The sequence below is a fragment of the Pseudomonas sp. GW823-FHT02E01 genome, from assembly GCF_058797535.1.
The window spans coordinates 250,379-271,368 of record NZ_JBXAJS010000003.1 but is presented as its reverse complement, the minus strand read 5'-3'; the positions used below and the strand labels follow the sequence as shown (position 1 = coordinate 271,368).

General features: G+C 61.0%; 18 protein-coding genes. 5 read left to right on the top strand and 13 right to left on the bottom strand.

The window, feature by feature from the left end; genetic code table 11:
• Positions 1–14 precede the first annotated feature (14 nt).
• Together AC1RDQ_RS08545 and AC1RDQ_RS08540 are read left to right on the top strand one after the other, a co-directional pair.
• Positions 15–1,751 carry an IlvD/Edd family dehydratase gene (locus AC1RDQ_RS08545; protein WP_057715018.1) on the top strand — a complete coding sequence of 579 codons (1,737 nt, stop codon included), beginning with the start codon at positions 15–17 and terminating at the stop codon, positions 1,749–1,751.
• 176 nt (positions 1,752–1,927) lie between these two features.
• Complete coding sequence (locus AC1RDQ_RS08540) at positions 1,928–2,647, top strand: FadR/GntR family transcriptional regulator (protein WP_032829613.1); 720 nt, start codon at positions 1,928–1,930, stop codon at positions 2,645–2,647.
• A 172-nt stretch (positions 2,648–2,819) separates the two neighbouring features.
• Here the strand turns inward: AC1RDQ_RS08540 and AC1RDQ_RS08535 are convergent, their stop codons facing one another.
• From AC1RDQ_RS08535 to AC1RDQ_RS08495, 9 genes are all read right to left on the bottom strand, one after another.
• Positions 2,820–5,204: an efflux RND transporter permease subunit gene (locus tag AC1RDQ_RS08535; RefSeq protein ID WP_407515372.1), complete on the bottom strand. Its 2,385-nt coding sequence runs from the start codon at positions 5,202–5,204 to the stop codon at positions 2,820–2,822.
• A 28-nt stretch (positions 5,205–5,232) separates the two neighbouring features.
• Positions 5,233–6,285 carry a WD40/YVTN/BNR-like repeat-containing protein gene (locus AC1RDQ_RS08530; RefSeq protein ID WP_492586923.1) on the bottom strand — a complete coding sequence of 351 codons (1,053 nt, stop codon included), beginning with the start codon at positions 6,283–6,285 and terminating at the stop codon, positions 5,233–5,235.
• Between the two features lie 613 nt (positions 6,286–6,898).
• Positions 6,899–7,111, bottom strand: coding sequence for a hypothetical protein (locus AC1RDQ_RS08525; protein WP_492586921.1), 213 nt, complete (start codon positions 7,109–7,111; stop codon positions 6,899–6,901).
• Positions 7,112–7,506: 395 nt separating this feature from the next.
• On the bottom strand, positions 7,507–10,164 hold the full coding sequence (gene pepN, locus AC1RDQ_RS08520) for an aminopeptidase N (protein WP_492586919.1): 2,658 nt from the start codon (positions 10,162–10,164) through the stop codon (positions 7,507–7,509).
• 10 nt (positions 10,165–10,174) lie between these two features.
• Positions 10,175–11,005, bottom strand: a complete 831-nt coding sequence (locus AC1RDQ_RS08515; protein ID WP_492586917.1) for a DUF2797 domain-containing protein — start codon at positions 11,003–11,005, stop codon at positions 10,175–10,177.
• Positions 11,002–11,262 (bottom strand): YeaC family protein, encoded by a 261-nt coding sequence (locus tag AC1RDQ_RS08510; protein WP_053158810.1) that lies wholly within the window; start codon positions 11,260–11,262, stop codon positions 11,002–11,004. Before AC1RDQ_RS08510 ends, AC1RDQ_RS08515 begins: the two co-directional genes overlap by 4 nt.
• Positions 11,263–11,294: 32 nt before the next feature.
• Positions 11,295–12,164 (bottom strand): rhomboid family intramembrane serine protease, encoded by an 870-nt coding sequence (locus tag AC1RDQ_RS08505; protein ID WP_090455016.1) that lies wholly within the window; start codon positions 12,162–12,164, stop codon positions 11,295–11,297.
• Positions 12,161–13,135 carry a metallophosphoesterase gene (locus AC1RDQ_RS08500; protein WP_371319467.1) on the bottom strand — a complete coding sequence of 325 codons (975 nt, stop codon included), beginning with the start codon at positions 13,133–13,135 and terminating at the stop codon, positions 12,161–12,163. Before AC1RDQ_RS08500 ends, AC1RDQ_RS08505 begins: the two co-directional genes overlap by 4 nt.
• A complete protein-coding gene (locus tag AC1RDQ_RS08495) occupies positions 13,132–14,022 on the bottom strand; it encodes an NAD(+) kinase (RefSeq protein ID WP_008016128.1) in 891 nt (296 codons plus the stop codon). The genes AC1RDQ_RS08500 and AC1RDQ_RS08495 overlap by 4 nt, the downstream gene beginning before the upstream one ends.
• 117 nt (positions 14,023–14,139) lie before the next feature.
• Here AC1RDQ_RS08495 and AC1RDQ_RS08490 point away from each other — a divergent pair, with 117 nt between their 5' ends.
• On the top strand, positions 14,140–15,090 hold the full coding sequence (locus AC1RDQ_RS08490) for a DUF1853 family protein (protein ID WP_218498215.1): 951 nt from the start codon (positions 14,140–14,142) through the stop codon (positions 15,088–15,090).
• Between the two features lie 195 nt (positions 15,091–15,285).
• Here AC1RDQ_RS08490 and AC1RDQ_RS08485 read toward each other — a convergent pair whose 3' ends face one another.
• Complete coding sequence (locus AC1RDQ_RS08485; protein WP_154860111.1) at positions 15,286–15,846, bottom strand: NADPH-dependent FMN reductase; 561 nt, start codon at positions 15,844–15,846, stop codon at positions 15,286–15,288.
• Positions 15,847–16,020: 174 nt separating this feature from the next.
• Between AC1RDQ_RS08485 and AC1RDQ_RS08480 the strand changes: the two genes are divergently transcribed.
• Positions 16,021–16,248 (top strand): hypothetical protein, encoded by a 228-nt coding sequence (locus AC1RDQ_RS08480; protein ID WP_057715028.1) that lies wholly within the window; start codon positions 16,021–16,023, stop codon positions 16,246–16,248.
• Positions 16,249–16,336: 88 nt separating this feature from the next.
• Positions 16,337–17,230: a LysR family transcriptional regulator gene (locus AC1RDQ_RS08475; RefSeq protein ID WP_057715029.1), complete on the top strand. Its 894-nt coding sequence runs from the start codon at positions 16,337–16,339 to the stop codon at positions 17,228–17,230.
• Here AC1RDQ_RS08475 and AC1RDQ_RS08470 read toward each other — a convergent pair.
• The 3 genes from AC1RDQ_RS08470 to dnaQ form a co-directional block, all read right to left on the bottom strand.
• On the bottom strand, positions 17,196–17,810 hold the full coding sequence (locus tag AC1RDQ_RS08470; RefSeq protein ID WP_057715030.1) for a GNAT family N-acetyltransferase: 615 nt from the start codon (positions 17,808–17,810) through the stop codon (positions 17,196–17,198). The two genes, AC1RDQ_RS08475 and AC1RDQ_RS08470, sit on opposite strands and share 35 nt — an antisense overlap.
• 14 nt (positions 17,811–17,824) lie before the next feature.
• The gene (locus AC1RDQ_RS08465; protein ID WP_090455012.1) at positions 17,825–20,080 is read right to left on the bottom strand and encodes an Orn/Lys/Arg family decarboxylase; all 2,256 of its coding nucleotides are present in this window, start codon (positions 20,078–20,080) and stop codon (positions 17,825–17,827) included.
• A gap of 141 nt (positions 20,081–20,221) precedes the next feature.
• A complete protein-coding gene (gene dnaQ / locus AC1RDQ_RS08460; RefSeq protein ID WP_046037200.1) occupies positions 20,222–20,980 on the bottom strand; it encodes a DNA polymerase III subunit epsilon in 759 nt (252 codons plus the stop codon).
• Positions 20,981–20,990 lie beyond the last annotated feature (10 nt).

The window sequence follows — 20,990 nt, the reverse complement described above, 5'->3', positions numbered from 1 at the left end:
TAAGAGAATCGATCATGTCTGATAAGAAACCCACCCTGCGCTCCGCCCAATGGTTTGGCACCGCCGACAAGAACGGCTTCATGTACCGCAGCTGGATGAAGAATCAGGGCATCGCCGACCACCAGTTCCATGGCAAGCCGATCATCGGCATCTGCAACACCTGGTCGGAACTGACCCCGTGCAACGCGCACTTCCGCCAGATCGCCGAGCACGTCAAACGCGGCGTGATCGAGGCCGGGGGCTTCCCGGTGGAGTTTCCGGTGTTCTCCAACGGCGAATCGAACCTGCGCCCTACCGCCATGCTCACCCGCAACCTGGCGAGCATGGACGTGGAAGAAGCCATTCGCGGCAACCCGATTGACGGCGTCGTACTGCTGACCGGTTGCGACAAAACCACCCCGGCCCTGCTGATGGGCGCCGCCAGTTGCGACGTGCCGGCCATCGTCGTCACCGGCGGGCCGATGCTCAACGGCAAGCACAAGGGCAAGGACATTGGCTCCGGCACCGTGGTCTGGCAGCTCAGCGAACAGGTCAAGGCCGGCACCATCAGCATCGACGATTTCCTTGCGGCCGAGGGCGGTATGTCCCGCTCGGCCGGCACCTGCAACACCATGGGCACCGCCTCCACCATGGCCTGCATGGCCGAAGCGCTCGGCACCTCCCTGCCCCACAACGCGGCGATTCCGGCCGTGGACGCACGCCGTTATGTGTTGGCGCACATGTCCGGCATGCGTGCCGTGGAGATGGTGCGCGAAGACTTGAAGCTGTCGAAGATCCTCACCAAGGAAGCCTTCGAAAACGCCATCCGCGTCAATGCCGCCATCGGCGGTTCGACCAATGCAGTGATCCACCTGAAAGCCATCGCCGGGCGCATCGGCGTCGAGCTGGACCTGGACGACTGGACCCGTATCGGCCGCGGCATGCCGACCATCGTCGACCTGCAACCTTCCGGGCGCTTCCTGATGGAAGAGTTCTACTACGCCGGTGGTTTGCCTGCGGTACTGCGCCGCCTCGGCGAAGCCAACCTGATCCCGAACCCGAACGCCTTGACCGTCAACGGCAAGTCCATCGGCGAGAACACCAGGGACGCGCCGATCTATGGCGAGGACGAAGTGATCCGCACCCTCGACAACCCGATCCGCGCCGATGGCGGCATCTGTGTATTGCGCGGCAACCTGGCACCGCTGGGCGCTGTGCTCAAGCCGTCCGCCGCCACGCCCGAACTGATGCAGCATCGCGGCCGTGCGGTGGTGTTCGAGAACTTCGACATGTACAAGGCTCGGATCAACGATCCGGAACTGGACGTGGATGCCAACTCGATCCTGGTGATGAAGAACTGCGGGCCGAAGGGTTATCCGGGCATGGCCGAAGTGGGCAACATGGGCCTGCCGGCCAAGCTGCTGGCCCAGGGTGTGACGGACATGGTGCGTATTTCCGATGCGCGCATGAGTGGCACGGCGTACGGCACGGTTGTGCTGCACGTCGCCCCGGAGGCCGCTGCCGGCGGTCCGCTGGCCGCAGTGAAGGAAGGCGACTGGATCGAACTCGATTGCGCCAGCGGCCGCTTGCACCTGGATATTGCGGACACCGAGCTGGCCGCGCGCATGGCCGATCTGCAACCGCCACAGAACCTGATCGTCGGTGGGTATCGTCAGTTGTACATCGACCACGTGCTGCAAGCGGACCAGGGTTGCGACTTCGACTTCCTGGTCGGTTGCCGTGGGGCTGAAGTGCCCCGTCACTCCCACTGACACCACCCTCCCCTTGTAGGAGCGAGCTTGCTCGCGATGGACCCGAGACCGCCGCGGGGTGTCAGGTTCCCCACGTTATCGTTGACGTCCATCGCGAGCGAGCTCGCTCCTACAGTCGACTCGCCGCGCCTGCTATCATGCGCGACACCTCTTCGCACAGGACCGTGCCGTTTCCCATGGATTACCGCAAACCCTCCGACCGCAAAAGCATGCACTCGCGCATCGTCCAGGAACTGGGCATGCAGATCGTCTCGGGACGTTTCCTGCCCGACGACAAACTGCCCGCCGAAGCGCTGTTGTGCGAAGAATATGCGGTCAGCCGGCCGGTGCTGCGTGAAGCCACCCGGGTACTGGTCGCCAAGGGCCTGGTGTATTCCCGCCCGCGGGTCGGCACCGTGGTCAAGCCGCGCAAGGACTGGCACATGCTCGATCCGGACGTGCTGCACTGGTTGATGCAGAGCAGTCCGCAGAATCAGTTTTTCGACCTGCTGACCAGCGTGCGCAGCATCATCGAACCGGCCGCTGCCGCCCTCGCCGCGCAATTCGCCACGGAAGCGGACATCGCCTCCATCGGTGAGGCCTACCAACGCATGGAAGCCGCACCGACGCCGGAGGCTCTGTTGCAGCCGGACCTGGACTTCCACAGTCGCATCGCCGATGCCACGCACAACGACTTGCTGGCCAACCTGTGCAACATGCTCTCGGTGGCCATCGCCGAAGCCTTGAAGCATTCGAACCAGCGGCCGAACCTGCATGAACTGGCGCTGCCCCGGCACAAGGCGATCCTGACCGCCATCGAAAACCGCGACGCCCTCGGCGCGCGGCATGCGACGTTGGTGCAGCTGGACGATGCCCGCAGCGCGCTGAATGTGGTGCTCGGCAGCGATCCCGCCTGATCACCGAAGAACCCTGTGGGAGCGAGCTTGCTCGCGATGGAGTATCAGTCGGAGTCAATGTAGCTGACACACCATCGCGAGCAAGCTCGCTCCTACAACAGGGAATGGTGTGAATTTGAGATATAAAAAAAGCCGCAACCCTGAGGTTGCGGCTTTTTCATTTCTGCCTGGATCAGTGGGCGAACAACGAATTGCCTTTCTGCCCCGCCAGTTTCTCCGGCTTGATCAGGAACCGCGCCAGTGCCGGCAACAGCCACAGCGCACCGAACATGTTCCACAGCAACATGAAGGTCAGCATCAGGCCCATGTCGGCCTGGAACTTGATGGCCGAGAAGATCCAGGTGCACACGCCGATGGCCAGGCACAGACCGGTGAACAGCACCGCCTTACCGGTGGACTTCAGTGTCTGGTAGTACGCCTCTTGCAGCGGCAGGCCGGCACGCAGGAAGCTTTCCAGGCGGCTGTAGATGTAGATGCCGTAGTCCACGCCAATCCCCACCCCGAGCGCCACGACCGGCAGGGTCGCCACTTTCACGCCGATACCCATGAAGGCCATCAGGGCATTGCCGAGTACCGAGGTCAGCACCAGCGGCAGCACGATGCACAAGGTCGCCGCCCAAGAACGGAAGGTGATCATGCACATGACCGCGACGCAGATGTACACGAGGACCAGGATGGTCAGTTCGGACTTCTTGATCACCTCGTTGGTGGCCGCCTCGATCCCGGCGTTACCGGCAGCGAGGATGAACTCCAGGCCTTCCTTGTTGTTTTCCTTGGCGAACTCCTGCACCGCATGTACCGCGCGATCCAGGGTCTCGGCCTTGTGATCGTTGAGGAACACCAGCACCGGCGCCACGGAACAGCTGTTGTTGTACAGGCCGTCAGCGCGGGCAATGGAGTTGTTCAGCACATCAGGGTTACGCGACAGGGTTTCCCATTTCAGGTTGCCCTCGTTCATGCCCTTGATCATTTGCTTGGACACGGTCACCAGGGAAATCGCCGACTGCACGCCCTCGGTGTTCTGCATCTTCCACATCAGCTCGTCAATCGGCGCCATAGCTTCGTAGCGCGAACAGCCTTCGGACTTGGTCTTGACCATCACCACCAACACGTCGGAGCTGGTGGAGTAGTTGTTGATGATGAAGTTGTTGTCCTTGTTGTAGCGCGAGTCCGGACGCAGCTCCGGGGCACCCTGGTCGAGGTCGCCGATTTTCAGGTTCTGGCTGTACCAAAGGCCGCCACCAAAGGCGACCAGTGCCAGCAGAATGGAAACCGGGGCCACTTTCGCGCTGGCAAAGTTCGACAACAGGCGCCAGAACGGATGCTCGCGAGTCGCGTCCTTTTTGCTGCGGTCGACGGCACGCTTGCTGATGCCGACATAGGAAATCGCCACTGGCAACAGGATCAGGTTGGTGAACACGATCACCGCCACACCGATGGATGCGCCGATGGCCAGCTCACGGATCACACCGATATCGATGATCAGCAGTGTGATGAAACCCACGGCATCGGCGAGGATCGCAATCATCCCCGGCAGGAACAATTGACGGAAGGTGCGACGCGCCGCCGTCAGGGCGTTGTCCGCCTCACTCGATTGCAGGGCGATCCCGTTGATCTTCTGCACGCCGTGGGAAATACCGATGGCGAAGATCAGGAACGGTACCAACATCGAATAGGGGTCAAGCCCGAAGCCGAAGAAGTGCATCAAGCCCAGTTGCCAGATCACTGCCACCAGCGTCGTGCTCAATACGGCGACGGTACTGCGCAGGCAGTTGGTGAACCACAGCAAGAGGATCAGGGTGATGACGAAGGCAACGCCGAAGAACATCACCACCATCACCAGGCCATCGATGAGGTCACCGACTTTCTTGGCGAAACCGACGATGTGGATCTTCACATTCGGGTTCTGTGCTTCGAACTTGGTGCGGATCTTGTCCTCAAGCTCGTGGGAGAACTGGCGATAGTCCAGCGCCAGCAGCTTGCCCTGGTCCTGCGGGTCCGGATAGGACTCCAGCAACGGAATGTCGACGATGCTCGACTTGAAATCGTTGGACACCAACCGCCCGACCTGACCCGACTTGAGCACGTTGTTGCGCAACAGATCGAGGCTGGCCTGGGAGCCGTTGTAGCTTTGCGGAATCACTTCACCGCCGGCGAAGCCCTCTTCCGTCACTTCGGTCCAGCGAACGCTGGGGCTCCACAGCGACTTGAGACCGGAACGGTCGACGCCGGAGATGTAGAACACCTCGTCGTTGATCTGACGCAGAGTCTCCATGTACTCCTTGGAGAAGATGTCGCCATCGGTGGCTTCCACCGAGATCCGCACGGTGTTGCCCAGGTTCGCCAGATCGTTGCGGTGCTCCATCATCTTCTGGATGAAGGGGTGCTCCAGCGGGATCATTTTTTCGAAGCTGGTGGACGGACGGATCAGCGTCGCCTGCCAGAACAGAAAAATACTGACCAGCAGGCAGATCGTGATCACTGCCGGGCGGTTGTTGAAGATCAGGCGCTCGAGGAACGTCGCCTTGTCCTGGTGATGAGTACTCAAGGAAGTCATAGCTCCGCCTTCTTATTATTAACCCGGCTCATTTGCCCGACTCGGTGCCGCTTGGCGAAGTGACGCGAACGCCGCCCTGCCCGGCCAGAACCAGATTGCCATTGCCTGCCGCAGTCACTGCCGAGACGGAAATACGGTCCGGACGGTTGACCACCTTGAAGGTTTCGCCATTGTCACTGCTGCGAATGACCGAACCACCGTTGCCGACGATCACGATGGAACCATCGTCGAGCAGCGTACCGCCGGACAGCCCGAACTCCAGGTCGCCACGTTCAGCCTTGAGCTCGACCTGGTCCCAGGTGGTGCCGAAATCCGTGGAACGGTAAAGATTGCCGCGCAGGCCGTAGGCCAGCAACGTATTGGACTGCGCCGTACCGATCACGCCGAACAGCGAGCCTTCGTACGGGCCTTCGAGTTTCTCCCAGGTCTGGCCCCAGTCCGCGGAGCGGAACATGCTGCCCTGCTCACCGACGATGAACAGCCCGGCGTCCTTGACCGCGGCGATCGCGTTCAGGTGGTACTGGTCTTCGTTATCCAGGCGGTCGCTGGCGTCTTCCCAATGCTTGCCACCGTCGGTGGTTTCCATCAGCGAGCCGTAGGCGCCCACGGCAAAGCCGCTGTCGACGTCCTTGAACCAGACATCGAGCAGCGGCGATTCGCGTTTCAGATCTTCGAATTGCTTGGTCCAGGTCGCGCCGCCGTCCTCGCTGGCGAGGATCTGCGCGTCATGGCCGACGGCCCAGCCGTGCATGTCATCGACGAAGAACACCGACGTCAGCAAGGCCCGGGTCGGGACCTTGGCCTGGGTCCAGGTAACGCCCTGGTCATCGGAATACAGGATGTGCCCACGATCCCCGACCGCCACCAGGCGCTTGCCGGCGTGGACGACATCGAGCATCAGGCTTTTGGCAGCCTTGGCGGATTCAATGGAATAAACAACGTCGGATGCCGGCGCGGCCGCGGCCAGCGCAGGCGCCGACAGCATGGCAGAGCCCAACACCGAGAGCGCTGTGGCCAGCAACGCGAATTTGCGTAATGCCGGCGGGCGGCAGATACCCACACCCATGACAGGCTCACTCATAGACCTTCTCCCATTATTATTGTTAGGTCGTTCAACCTTACTGGGCGCCGCAAGGGTGCGTGTCCGGACCGGCTGTTTCAGAGCATAGTCCTGAAACCCGCAATCCAGAGCCCCTTCGGAAGCTGGCCTATCCTATCGGTGTTTTTTAATGTCTGACAATCGACGCCACGTTATCTTTTGTTAACCGGGGGATGGGGGTGGGGTTCTGAATGGTTGGGTATCAGGTGGGGTGATTGCGGTTTTGGTGGTGGGTGGTAGTGACCGGTGTTCGGTGTACATATCCGTTGCAGCGGTAACGGCTGCTTTTCCAATCGGCGTACATATCCATTTCTGCGGTAACGGCTGCTGGCGGTTTCGCTCTTACAGCGAGTCCCTTTTTCAAACGCCAAAAAGGAACCAAAAGGCTTCGCCCCGGCGTACGGCACCTCGCCAAGGCTCGGTGTTCCCTCGCTACGGTGTCCATCAGGGGGCATCGCCTACGGTCTGCTTCGCGACGACCTCCTCTCGATGTGTTCGACTTCGTCGAACGGCGCTACGCGCCTAACCCCCTGATGAACACCTACGCTCGGCCTGCCGAAGGGGCGAAAGATCAAAAGCCAGATCAAGATCAAGATCAAAAGCCAAAGCCAAAGCCAAAGCCAAAGCCAAAGCCAAAGCCAAAGCCAAAGCCAAAGCCAAAGCCAAAGCCAAAGCCAAAGCCAAAGCCAAAGCCGTAGATGGGGGTTCTGAAAATTTTGTGCAACCAGATAGGATTCAAGCGACTGGCAGGCCGCCATCGCGAGCAAGCTCGCTCCCACAGAAGAGCAAAAAGCAGAGCATCCCGCATCACCGCATCGCTTCTCACCACTCATCAGGCCGAGCGTTAGCTCGCCTGCAGCTCTTGATCTTGATCCACCCGCCCCCTCGGCAGGCTGAGTGGAGGTGTTTATCCGGGGACTGGCGCGCAGCGCCGTTCGACGCAGTCGAACTCATTGCATGTAGGTCGAAGCGAAGCCGACCGGAGGGCAATGCCCCCGGATGAATACCGGAGCGAAGGAACCCCGAGCCTTAGCGAGGGGCCGTACGTTCGGGGCGAGACCTTTTGGTTCCTTTTGGGGCGTTTGCCAAAAGGGACTCGCCGTAAGGGCGAAACCGCCAGCCGCCGTTACCGAAGAAACGGATATGTACTCAATCAACCAAGAACCTGGTCGGCCCAAAGGCCGCCAAGTTCAAAAGCCAAGATCAAGCCAAACTCTTGCTGACCACTTCAAACACATCACTGGACAACTGCCCCGAAGCCCGAATCCGCTCCAGCTCCGCCTTCATCAAAGCCTGACGAGCGCTGTCGTACTTGCGCCAGCGAGTCAAAGGCGCCAACTGCCGAGAAGCAATCTGCGGATTGAAGCCATTCAACTCGATCACCAAGTCCGCCAGGAAGCGATACCCGGAACCGTCAGCGGCATGGAAGTTGATCAGGTTCTGCCCGGCAAACGCACCGACCAGTGCCCGCACCTTGTTCGGATTCTTGATGTTGAACGCAGGATGCTGCATCAACTGACGAACCCGCTCCAGACCACCAGGCAACACGCTGCCGGCCTGGACGCTGAACCACTGGTCCATGACCAGCGGGTTGTCCTTGAAGTGCTCGGCGAAGCTGGCCAGTGCCTTGGCCTTCTCGGCTTCGAACGGTGAGTTGACCAACACCGCGAGTGCGGTCAGGCGCTCGGTCATGTTGTCGCACGCGTCGAACTGCTCCAGGGTTGCCGCCAGGACTTGCGGCTTGCCGCTGAGCATCAGGTAGGACAACGCGATGTTCTGCAAGGCACGACGGGCGAAGTGTTCAGCCTCGGCCACGTACGGCGTCTGCTTCGACAACTCGCGATTGGCCTGATAACGCAGCCACAAACCTTCGAACAACGCGTCAGCCAGTTGCTTACGGGCAAATTCACGCGCCGTGTGAATCGCTTCGACATCCGCCACTTCGCTGATCTCGGTCAGGTACGCCTCGCTTGGCAGAGAGAGCATTTCCGCGACCATCGCCTGATCCAGCGACTCATCCGAAAGCACCGTGCGCAACGCCGCCACCAGACGCTGATCAAGTACCAGCGCTTCGCCCTTCTGCTGCTGGGCGATCAGCTCTTGCAGCACCTGCACCGACAGCTGCTGGCCGGCATCCCAGCGGTTGAAGCCGTCGCTGTCATGCTGCATCAGGAACATCAGCTGATCACGGTTGTACGGGAAGCTCAATTTCACCGGCGCCGAGAAGCCGCGCAGCAACGACGGCAACGGTTGTTCGGCGATGTCGACGAAGGTGAAAGTCTGCTCGGCTTCGGTCACCGAAATGACCCGCGAGGTGCCTTGCGCGGTGGCTTCACCGGACAGACGCAGGGCAATCGCTGCCCCTTTGGAATCCAGCAGCCCCAGTTCGACCGGGATCACGAACGGCAGTTTTTGCACCTTGTCCGGGGTTTCCGGGCAGCTCTGACGGAAGGTCAGGCTGTAGGTTTTCGCAGCGGCGTCGTAGGACTCAGTTACCGCCAGGCGCGGTGTACCGGCCTGGCTGTACCAGCGCTTGAACTGGGTCAGGTCAACGCCATTGGCTTCTTCCATGGCCTTGATGAAGTCATCGCAGGTCACGGCCTGGCCGTCGTGGCGTTCGAAGTACAGGTCGCTGCCTTTACGGAAGCCTTCGGCGCCGAGCAAGGTGTGGATCATGCCGACCACTTCCGAGCCCTTTTCGTACACGGTCAGGGTGTAGAAGTTGGAAATCTCGATGAAGCTGTCCGGGCGCACGGCGTGGGCCATGGGGCCGGCGTCTTCGGCGAACTGGTGGGTACGCAGGTACGCCACATCCTGGATGCGCTTGACCGTGGCCGAGTTCATGTCCGAGGAGAAACCGGCATCGCGGAACACGGTGAAGCCTTCCTTGAGCGACAGCTGGAACCAGTCGCGGCAGGTCACGCGGTTGCCCGACCAGTTGTGGAAGTATTCGTGGGCGACGATCGCCTCGACCCGCTGGTGCGCGGCATCGGTGGCGGTTTCGGCCTTGGCCAGCACGGCGCTGGAGTTGAAAATGTTGAGGCCCTTGTTTTCCATGGCGCCCATGTTGAAGTCATTCACGGCGACGATCATGAAGATGTCCAGGTCGTACTCGCGACCGTAGACCTCTTCGTCCCAGCGCATGGATTTCTTCAGGCTGTTCATCGCGTGCTGGCACTTGTCGATGTTTTCCGGCTCGACGTAAATGCGCAGCGCCACGTTGCGCTCGCTCATGGTGGTGAAGCTGTCTTCGACACACCACAGATCGCCGGCCACCAGCGCAAACAGGTACGCCGGTTTCTTGAACGGGTCTTCCCAGGTCGCCCAGTGCCGTCCCTCTTCACCGGGACCGGAAGCGATCGGGTTGCCGTTGGACAGCAGCACCGGATAACTGTGCTGTTCGGCGACGACCGTGGTGGTGAAGGTGCTCATCACGTCCGGGCGGTCGAGGTAATAGGTGATCTTGCGAAAACCTTCGGCCTCGCACTGGGTGCAGAACATCGTGCCGGACTTGTACAGGCCTTCCAGCGCGGTATTGGTTTCCGGGTGGATCCGGACGCTGGTATCGACCGTGAAGGTGGTGCTGGTCGGGTGCAAGGTCAGGTGATTCTCGGTCAGCTGATACTGCGCCTCGGAAAGCTCCTGGTCGGCAAGGGTGACCGACAGCAGTTCCAGCTGCTGGCCGTCCAGCACCAGCGGCGGCAGGCCCGGGCCACGCTCGGGGTTGCGGCGCATCACCAGTTGCGCATGGACCAGGCTGTGGTCCTCGTACAACTCGAAGGTCAGGTGCGTTTCGTCGATCAGGTACTCGGGCGCCTGATAGTCCTTGAGGTAGATCATCTTCGGTTGTTCGGTGCGCATGCTGGAGTCCTTACTGATGCACGGCGAGCTGGTAAGCCGTGTATTTACGAATGTTGATCACGCCGGTGTCGAAGATCAGGTATTGACCCTTGATCCCCATCAGCGTGCCTTCGGCAATCGGGTTCTTGTCCAGGTTGAAGCTGACGATCTTCGCCGGGTACTGCTCGACCGGGTAGCGGATTTCCAGCGGTTCGACGTCGGTCACCGGCTGGATCGCCTGCAAGCCAAATCGCTGCTGCAACCCGAGCAAGCCTTCGGCACAGCTGTCGAACAGTTGATCGCGGACCTCGGCCAGGTTCACCGCCGCCGCATCGCCCTTGAGCAAAGCGCGCCAGTTGGTCTTGTCGGCCACCTGGCTGCGCAACAGATCCTCGACGAAACCGGACTGCTGGCGAGTCGATACGTGCATGATCGGCAAGGCCTGGCTCGCACCCTGGTCGAGCCAGCGGGTCGGCAACTGGGTGGCGCGGGTAATCCCGACTTTGACCCCCGACGAATTGGCCAGGTACACCACGTGATCGGTCATGCAGAACTTCTCGCCCCACTCAGGCTCCCGGCAGGTGCCGGCCTCGAAGTGGCAGCGCTCCGGGCTCATGATGCACACGTCGCACTGGGCCAGTTTGGTCATGCACGGGTAGCAGTAACCCTGGCTGAAACTGGTCTTGGTCTTGCGTCCGCAATGGGTGCAGTGGATCGCGCCCAGGTATTCCAGGCGCACCGTGGTGCCGATCAACGGATTGACCGGGACCTCGGTTTCGCCCAGACGAAATGCGTATTGCACGTTCGGCCCGTCCAGGCGCGCCGACATTTTGCTGATTGCACCGCGGCCAATCTCGATCAATGGATGGCATCCGACTTGAACAGGATATTGGGCACTTGAATCGACTTGGAGCTGCATTCCTGCGGGCCCATGTAGCCGGTGCGCTGGTCCTCTGGCAGGTTCTGGATTTCCCAGGCGATCATCGCCTGCAGCGACAGTTCGCGTTGTTCGGCGGTGAGCTTGCCACCGTCGGACCATTTGCCGATTTCCACGGCCAGTTTCAGGCTCTCGTAGATATCGGGGGTGATGTTCTTGATCATTTCGTTAAAAGAGGACATTGGGTCTCCGTCTCTTTATTGCATGTTCTGAATTAGGCGGCCAGTTTACGGCGGTTATACAAACCGCCCAACAAACCGGTGAAGCATCCGATGAGTAACCCGCTGACGTGGGCCGCGTTGGCGATCTCGCCGAAGCCGATCATCGAGACCAGCCCGGACAGGCACAGCAGCAACCACACCAGCATCATCACCAGCACGCCTCGCGGCAGGCGATAGGCCGGGTTTGGCGCCAGCAACTGGAAGATCCAGCAATGCCCGAGCAGGCCGTACAGTACGCCGGACAAACCGCCGAACAAGGTCGGGCCACTGAAGAAATACTGGGCAAAGTTCGACACCAGGCTGAACAGCAAGGTCAGGCCGATCAGGTTGATACTGCCCTGGCGCGACTCGATGCGCCGCCCCAGCTCCCAGTACCACATGCCGTTCATCGCCAGGTGCAGGATGCCGAAGTGGATCAGCATCGGCGTGACCAGGCGCCACCACTGCCCCGCCGCCAGGCTGTCGGCCAGTGGCGTGAAGTGGATGTATTCGCCGACCACGCGGAACTCGAGGAAGGTCAGCCAGCGCATCGTTTCAAGGTTGTCGCCCAGCATGGTCACCGCGCCGACAACCAGGCTCAGCAGCAGCACCAGCGCGGTGGCCCTGGCGTATTTCAACTGCTCGACGAACCCCGGGCGCTTGACGGTCTGCGCCACCGGAATATCCAGTTGTTGATCGGGGTCACCCGCCGGAAAACGCTCGTACAGCGCACGCACGTCTTCACTGATGTTGTCCGGCACCCACAGCACCTGCTCGCCAGCTTCCTCGCTGACCCGATGGGGCACTTGCATGCGCTTGAGCAGGGTGACGAACCCGCTCAAGTCCACCGCCAGGGGCAGACGCAATACCGCTACAGCACTCATTGCAGCACCTCCGGCCGCTCGACATCGACCCAGACGAATTTTTGCGGATCCAGGCGGGTTTCCTGATCCAGTCGGTAGGCAACCAGCTTGCCGTACAGCACCGCGCTGTAATCCAGACAGGCCAGGTTCGGCCGGATCGGTGCCGGCTTGCCGCTGCGCCAGTAATGGCCGACGAACAACAGCGGCTCATCAATGCCATAGCGCAGCAAACTGTTCTTTTCGGTGGACGACAGCGGCGTCCGCGCCACGGGTTCCGGCAGTGCATCCGGTTGGAACACGATGTCGCCATAGGTTTTCGGATCGTCTTCCCAGAACTTGGTGCGGAAGAACGAACGCACCAGGCCGTCGCCGCTGGTCATGGTCAGGCCATGGGGCAAACGCATGTCCGTGCCGCGCAGCAGCCGGTCGAATACGGTGCAGGCAAAAGAGCCCGACTCCGCCGACGCCTGGAGAAAATGCTCGTCGACGCAGCCGTTGGGGAACAACGCCCGCAGCGGCTCGATCAGCCCCGCGTCCCAGCAGGCGTGGACCACGCGAAAACGCCCGGCATCGACGAACAATGGCAACTGGTAGAACCATTGCTGGAAGTCGTGCCAGTCACCCGGATGGTGTTCGAACTGGGTCAGGGTTTCGTGCAGCAGGCGGGCGTGGCGCGGCGTGTGCTCACGCACGAACTGCTTGCCGCTGCCGGGCAGTGCCGGCGTGCTCCAGCCCAGCGCATTGAACTCGTGGTTGCCCATGATGCACAGCGCCTGACCGGCCTCGACCATGTCGTGGACGATATGCAGTGCCTCGCGAATCCGCGGGCCGCGGTCGATGATATCGCCGACGAACACCGCCATGCGCGAGGCATGTCGCCAGACGCCACCCTGCTTGTGATAACCGAGTCGGTCGAGCAAGTGCTCCAGGGTCAGAGCGCAACCGTGCACGTCACCGATCAGGTCGTAGCTACGCGCGGGATCGAGCATCAGTCGCCTCCACCCCCCAACTTGCTGCCCCAGCCAAGCTTGGTCCGGCAGACTTCATAGTAATTGTGGTCCAACGGATGGATCAGCCGCAGTTTCTGGGCTTTCTTGCTTACGGTAATGGTGTCGCCCGGCGCGCAGGTGAAGTGGTTCTGCCCGTCGCACGAGACTTGCGGGTAAATCTGCATATCCTTGGACACGACGATTTTCAGCTCACTGTTGCCATCGACCACAATCGGTCTACCCGACAAGGTATGGGGGTACATCGGCACAATCACAATAGCGTCGAGCTTGGGATGCATGATCGGCCCGCCGGCGGACAACGCATAGGCGGTGGAACCGGTCGGCGTCGCGACGATCAGGCCGTCGGCCTTCTGGCTGCAGACGAACTGGCCGTCGATGTACAGCTCGAACTCGATCATTCGCGTGGATTTGCCGGGGTGCAGCACGACGTCGTTCAGTGCATCGCCCTGGCCGATGGCCTCACCGTGGCGGCGGACTTCGGCCTGCAACAAAAAGCGGTTTTCCACCAGATAGTGGCCATCCAGCACTTCGGCGACCTTGGTTTCCAGCTCATCGGGACGGATATCGGTGAGGAAACCCAGGCTGCCCCGGTTGATGCCGAGCACCGGAATATTGTGTTTGGCCAGCGCCCGGGCGGCACCGAGCAGGCTGCCGTCACCACCGACCACGATGACCATGTCGCAGACTTCGCCGAGCATCTTGCGCGACGAGGTTTGCAAGCCGTGCCCTGGCAGCACTTCGGCGATGGTGTCTTCGAGGATCACGTGCAGGTGACGATCGAGCAGAAACCGTTTCAGTCGGCGGACGGTATCCAGCACCTGGGAACTGCCCAGGCGACCGATGATGCCGATATTGCGAAATTGCTCCATGGGGCTCCTGCGGGGATCTGCGTGGCGGCGAAAACCACGATTATGGGCGAAAGCCGCCCGTAGACAAAATCCTTTCAGTTTCAGGGGTGTGCCCGGGTTTCGGGCTATGCTCGCAAGATGATGCTATTTCCGGATTTGCTCCACCTGCCCCATCAGTTACGCCATCCCGAAGTGCGTGACCTGGCGTGGGTCATCCTCGCGCCGCCCATGCTGGACAATACCCCGTGGCCGCAGCGTCACCCGCTGGCCGGCAGCGACTGGGTGCAGGCACCGGATCGGCTGGAGCATTGGCTGCGGCAGCTGGATCGGGACAGTTATGGCCTGCTGCACTGGCTGGCCCAGGCCCGGACCCGGCGCCTGGGTTTGTACTACGAACGCCTCTGGCAATTCGCCGTGCAGCATGCACCGGGCATTGAACTGATTGCCGCCAACATGCCGATTCGCCGCGAAGGGCACACCCTCGGTGAACTGGACATGCTGCTGCGCGACCGCGACGGCGTGCATCACCTGGAACTGGCGATCAAGCTCTACCTTGGCCCGCAATCCGGCGACGGACACGACACTGCCAAGTGGCTGGGCCCGGGCTGCCACGACCGGCTCGACCGCAAACTGGCGCACCTGAGCCAGCATCAATTGCCGATTTCCACGCGCCCCGAGAGCCGTGAAGTGCTTGCGGCGCTGGATATCCAGGCGTTCAGCGCACATTTATGGCTGGGGGGTTACTTGCTGTACCCGTGGCCCGGACAAGCCGCCCCGCCATTGGGTGCCCATCCACAGCATTTGCGGGGTCGCTGGTTGCATCAAAAGGATTGGCCGGCGTTGTTGGCCCAAAGCCCGCCCGGTCGCTGGCAACCCCTGCCCCGTCACGCCTGGCTGGCGCCGGCGCATTATTCGGCCGAGCACACCTGGAACCCCGGACAGATGCAGGCGTGGCTGGATGACCTGGACCCGCTGGCGCCAGCACAACTGCTGGTGCGCCTGACGGAAAATGCCAGCGGCGACTGGGAAGAGGCTGAGCGATTGTTTCTGGTGGCGGATCTTTGGCCGAATGTGCCGGGCAATGCCTGAGCTTTGCGTTGTCTGAGCCGGCCCCATCGCGAGCAAGCTCGCTCCCACATTGGAACTCAGCCGTATACACGCCTTGTACCCACTGAAGATCCCTGTGGGAGCGAGCTTGCTCGCGATAGGGTCAACCCGGTCCAAAGAGACAACTGTATCCCCGATTGTCCAACGCTCCGCCGGACAAAGCGCTGGCCATGACCATCAGTCTTTCTTGTGCTGCTCGACCCATTGCCCATAGGCATTGATGAAACTTTGCAGGAACGGCTTTACCGACTCGGACAACTTGCCCGATTCGTCGAACGCCGAACCGGCGTTCCCCAGATAGGCCTCCGGTTGCTGCATCATCGGCACATTGAGAAACACCATGGATTGACGCAGGTTGTGATTGGCACCAAACCCGCCGACGGCCCCCGGCGACACACTGATAACGGCTCCCGGCTTACCGCTCCAGGCGCTTTTGCCATATGGACGCGAGCCCACGTCAATCGCGTTTTTCAACGGTGCCGGCACCGACCGGTTGTATTCCGGGGTCACGAACAACACCGCGTCGGATGAGCTCACCTGTTGTCGGAAAGTGCTGTAGGCTGCCGGCGGTGAAGCGCCATCGATATCTTCGTTATAGAGCGGCAGATCGCCAATTTCGACGATGTTGAGCTTGAGATTGGCCGGCGCCAATTCTATCAGGGCCCGTGCGACCTTGCGGTTGATCGATTCCTTTCTCAAGCTGCCGACCACGACGGCGATCGTATAGACGTTGCTCATAAGATTTCTCGACTGTCCGATAGGAAGAGCTTGTAGTTATAGATGACGATTCAAACAGCGGGCGACCGAAAACCCCGTCCCTGACTATTTTTTTCCCATAGGAAAACTTACCTCGCCCAAGCACGGTCTACAGTGCCGCAAATTGAGTGATTTATCTCCAGAGGTTCTAAGCAGATGGCAGCAGTACTCGTCGGTCAGTTCCATGCAAGAGACGCGCAAGGCCGCATTTATTCGGTGCACGAGTTTCAGGACTCCACCCCGGCGGCAGAAGGTTCAGGGCCTGTCACCACCTACAAACTGGCCATTGGCGACCGCGTCAACAAGGTCGACGACAATGAATTCATGCTGGTGCAAACCGGCGTGACCATTACCCGCGAACCGCAAATCGCCAGCGCTTCATAACCCGTCGTTATGAGCAGAAGTCATATGCACGGACTTGGGGTAGGATTCAGCCACTGACTCCTCCACCTGCTGAACATGGACTTCACGCATGCGCTTACGCCATATCGAAGTGATCCAGGCACTCTTGCAGACCGGTCACCTGGGCACCGCCGCCGAATGGCTGCAGTTGCCGGTGGCCGAAGTCGAGCGCTTGCTGCGCGACGCCGAGGATCAGTTGGGTTTCATGCTGTTCGCCAGCGTGCGCGGACGATTGCAGGCCACCCGCGAAGCGCGGGAACTGCAGGTGGAAATTGCCCGGGTCTACGATGCGCTCGAACCGGTGCAGCGCCTGGCCAACAGCCTCAGGCAATACCTGGCGCCGCCGCTGCGCATCATCTGCACCCCTCCCCTGGCCAACCAATTGTTGCCACACAGCATCGCGGCCCTGCGCCGACGCCTGCCCGATGCACCTTGCACGCTGCTGAGCCAGCCCACCCGCGACATCGTCAGAAGCCTGCTGCTGCGTGAAAGCGATCTGGGCCTGAGCCTGCATGACCCCGATCACGCCGACCTCGACTGCCATGTGATCGCCCAGGGCAAACTCCAGTTGCTCGCCCCCCATGGCTGGCTGCAACCGAAACAGAAATACATTTCACTGCAGGATCTGGCCGGCCAATCGATGATCGGCCTGGAGGGGCAGGACCCGTTGAGCCCGGCGCTGGAAAACAAACTGCACGGTTTGCGCCCTGCCCCGGTGATTCAGACCCGGGTCCAGACGCATCAGATGATGCGCAGCATGGTCGAGGCCGGCGAAGGCCTGGCCATCGTCGACCCCTTCACCGCCCTCGGCGCCAAAGCCTCGGGGCTGGACACCTGCCCGCTGGCGCCAGCGGTCCCGATCAGCCTCTACGCCCTGACCCTGAAAAACGCCGAACCCTCTCCGGCGGTTCAGACACTGCTAACCATCGTCACGGAACAAGCCGCGGCGATGCTGACGAACTGAACGGATTTTCCAGCGGGTTTTCGAACAATCGATACCAGAACAGCGCCACTTCGGCGGTGTTCGGATCGATGCCGCGATAGCGCAGATGGTCGATCCCACCAATCACGTAACCGCAGCGTTCATAGAGTCTGCAAGCCCCCAGGTTGTTGTTCTGGGTTTCGAGCATGATGCCTGGCAGCTTTTTCTTGCGGCTCCAGAACTGCGCCACATCCAGCAGGGCCTTGGCCACGCCATGCCGCCGGGCCGGTGCGTGCACCGCCAGCTCGTCGATATGGGCAAAGCCGTTCCAGTTGGTGCTGACCACCAGGTGCCCCACGGGCTGGTCATCCAGATAAGCCATGAAAATCGCGCTGTCGGCGGAATCGCGAAAGCTGCTGAATTCCTCGGGATCGATGCCGTAGCACTTGCGATAAGGCGTGATCGGGGTGACAGGCCACTGTGCCACCGGCGCTCCTATTTGTGCCGCACCGTAGGCCGCGACTTCAAAACTGAAATCACTGCCCCAGATATAGGCGGCAAAACCCTCGTCGGCAACCCTTACCGACAACCCTGGATAATTCGGATTTATAACCGGCTGCATACTGGGAAATGTCCTCATTCCTTGATGCAATCGACGGTGTAGCACCGTCCACTGCCCTGATCTTCATGTTGCAATCCGTGCACATCAGCAACGAACCCCGGAAAACTGCTATCGAACGTGCGGGCAAACGCCAGGTAATCGATGATCGAGCGGGTCGACTCGGTAAAGCGCTCACCCGGCATGATCAGCGGAATGCCGGGTGGGTACGGCACCAGCATCACTGCAGCGATCCGCCCGTCCAGCGCATCGATCGACACGGCTTCGACTTCACCCCGCACCAATTGATCATAGGCGTCCGCCGGCTTCATCGCGACTTCCGGCAGAACGGTGTACATGCGCTTGAGGTGCCTGGCGGTGGCGTTACTGCGATAACAGGCATGCAACTGATCGCACAGATCACGCAACCCCATGCCCTGATAGCGTGCGACATTCTCTTGCGCCACACAGGGCAGGCAACTGGCCAGACTGACGTTGGCGTCGTAGCTGCGCTTGAACTCCAGCAGTTCGGTGAGCAGCGTGCTCCACTTGCCCTTGGTGATGCCCATGGAGAACAACACCAGGAACGAGTACAGCCCGGTCTTCTCGACCACCAGGCCGCGCTCCCACAGGAACTTGCTGACCACCGCCGCCGGAATCCCGCGCTCGCTGAGGGCGCCACCGGCCGTCAATCCCGGCATCACCAGCGTGACCTTGATCGGGTCGAGCAGCACATAGTCGTCGGTCACGCCGCCAAAGCCGTGCCAGTCGGCATCGGGTTGCAGCAACCAGTCCTCAGTGACGACCCGCTCGATGCCTTCCGCCGACGGCGGTTGCCAGATCGAGAACCACCAGTCATCGGCGGCAATGTGCTGGCGCAAATTGGCCAGCGCACGGCGAAAACTCAGGGCTTCGTCGAACATTTCCTGCAACAGCGAACGCCCGGCCGGCCCCTCCATCATCGCCGAAGCCACATCCAGCGAGGCGATGATGCCGTACTGCGGCGAGGTCGAGATGTGCATCATGAATGCTTCGTTGAAGCGATCCCGATCCAGTTGCCGCGCACCGCCATCGCGCACGTGAATCATCGATGCCTGACTGAAGGCCGCCAGCAACTTGTGGGTCGAATGGGTGGTGAACACCAACGGGCTGTCTTCATCACGGGAGGTGCCCATGCCGTAGCGCCCGGCAAAGAACTCATGAAACGCTGCATAGGCGTACCAGGCCTCGTCGAAGTGCAACACCTCAACGCTATTGCCCAACTGCTGTCTGATCAGTTCGGCGTTGTAGCAGAGGCCGTCATAGGTTGAATTGGTCACCACGGCAAGCTTGACCTTCGGTGAACGCCCCTTGGTCAGCGGACTGGCGTCGATCTTGGCCTGGATCGATTCGCGACTGAACTCACTCAGGGGAATCGGGCCGATGATCCCCAGTTCATTACGCTCCGGACACAAGTACAGAGGGATGGCGCCAGTCATGATGATCGAATGCAGCACCGACTTGTGGCAATTGCGGTCCACCAGCACCAGGTCATCGCGGGCGACCACCGAGTGCCAGACAATCTTGTTGGCCGTGGACGTGCCATTGATCACGAAAAAGGTGTGATCGGCGCCGAAATTGCGTGCTGCACGGGCCTCGGCTTCAGCCAGGGGGCCGGTATGATCGAGCAAGGAGCCGAGCTCCGGTACCGACACCGAAAGATCCGAGCGCAGGGTGTTTTCCCCGAAAAACTGGTGAAACGCCTGCCCCACCGGACTTTTGTGATACGCCACGCCACCGCCGTGTCCGGGGGTGTGCCAAGAGTAGTTGGAGTCCGCCGTGTGCTGCACCAACGCCTTGAAAAACGGCGGCAGCAGGCCATCGAGGTACTTGCGCGCGGCGCGGGCCACCTGCCGGGCGAGAAAGGGCACGGTGTCCTCAAACAGATAAAGAATGCCGCGCAACTGATTGAGCTCGGCCATGGCGTCAGCGGGTGCGTTTTCCAGGGTCACTTTTTCGCCCAGGGCGAAGATCGGCAGATCCGGTGCACGCACCCGCGCCAGACCGATCAGTTCGGCCATGTTTTGCAACAAATGAGAATGGGTGCTGGCGTCTTCAGAGGCAATCAACATGCAGGACAGGCCGTGGTAAGTCGACGCCACCAGTCGTCCTTCGGTGTAGTCCACCGCCGAAACGACGCTGAACCCTTCCTGCTCCAGCTCCCGGGCAATCCCCCGCACGCGGTCACCGGCAACGCTGTCGGCCTTGATGTCGCGATGAACGATCAGGACCGGGAATTTCAAGTCTTTGTACATGAGGCTCAGCGTCCTGAGGCGGCAGACCAGAGCCTGCCAATCACCTCAGGTTAGAGTGTTGCAGCGGATGTGGCGAGCGGGATGCACCAACTTGTGGCGACGAGGGAGTTTCCCTGTGGCGAGTATCTGCCAAACAGGGTGTTATGCCTGCGCTTCAGCCTCGGCCAACTGCACCCACAACGCCGGGGCACCAGCGGATTTGCCGATGATTTCCAGGCGCGCCGCGTGGCGGGCCAGGTCGTCTTCACTGGCGCGGATGATGCGCGTCGGCTGACGGTCCGCCGGCAAACGGCGAATCTCGGTGGCCGAATTGTCCGCCCCTTCACCCGAGCCATTGCCATCGGAGGCGTTGCCGGCCAGGGACAGACTGGTCTGCCCCCCGGTCATGGTCAGGTAGACGTCGGCAAGAATCTCGGAGTCGAGCAAGGCGCCGTGCAGTTCACGACCGGAGTTGTCGACGCCATAGCGTTTGCACAGGGCGTCGAGGCTGTTGCGCTGCCCCGGGTGACGTTCCCGGGCCATCATCAGGGTGTCGAGGATCGAGCAGTGCTGCGTGATGTCCGCGCGGTCCTGTTGGCCCATCAGGGCGAATTCGTTGTTGATGAAGCCAACGTCGAACGCCGCGTTATGGATGATCAGCTGCGCGCCCTTGATGAACTCGAAGAACTCTTCGGCCACCTCGGCAAAACGCGGCTTGCCCACGAGGAATTCGTTGGTGATGCCGTGGACGCCGATCGCGCCCTCGTCACTTTCGCGATCGGGTTGCAGGTACACATGGAAGTGCCGGCCCGTCAGGCGTCGGCCGATCAACTCGACACAACCGATTTCGATAATCCGGTGGCCGTCGGTCACCGGCATGCCGGTGGTTTCGGTGTCGAGTACAACGGATCTGGTGGCCATCAGTGCTCAG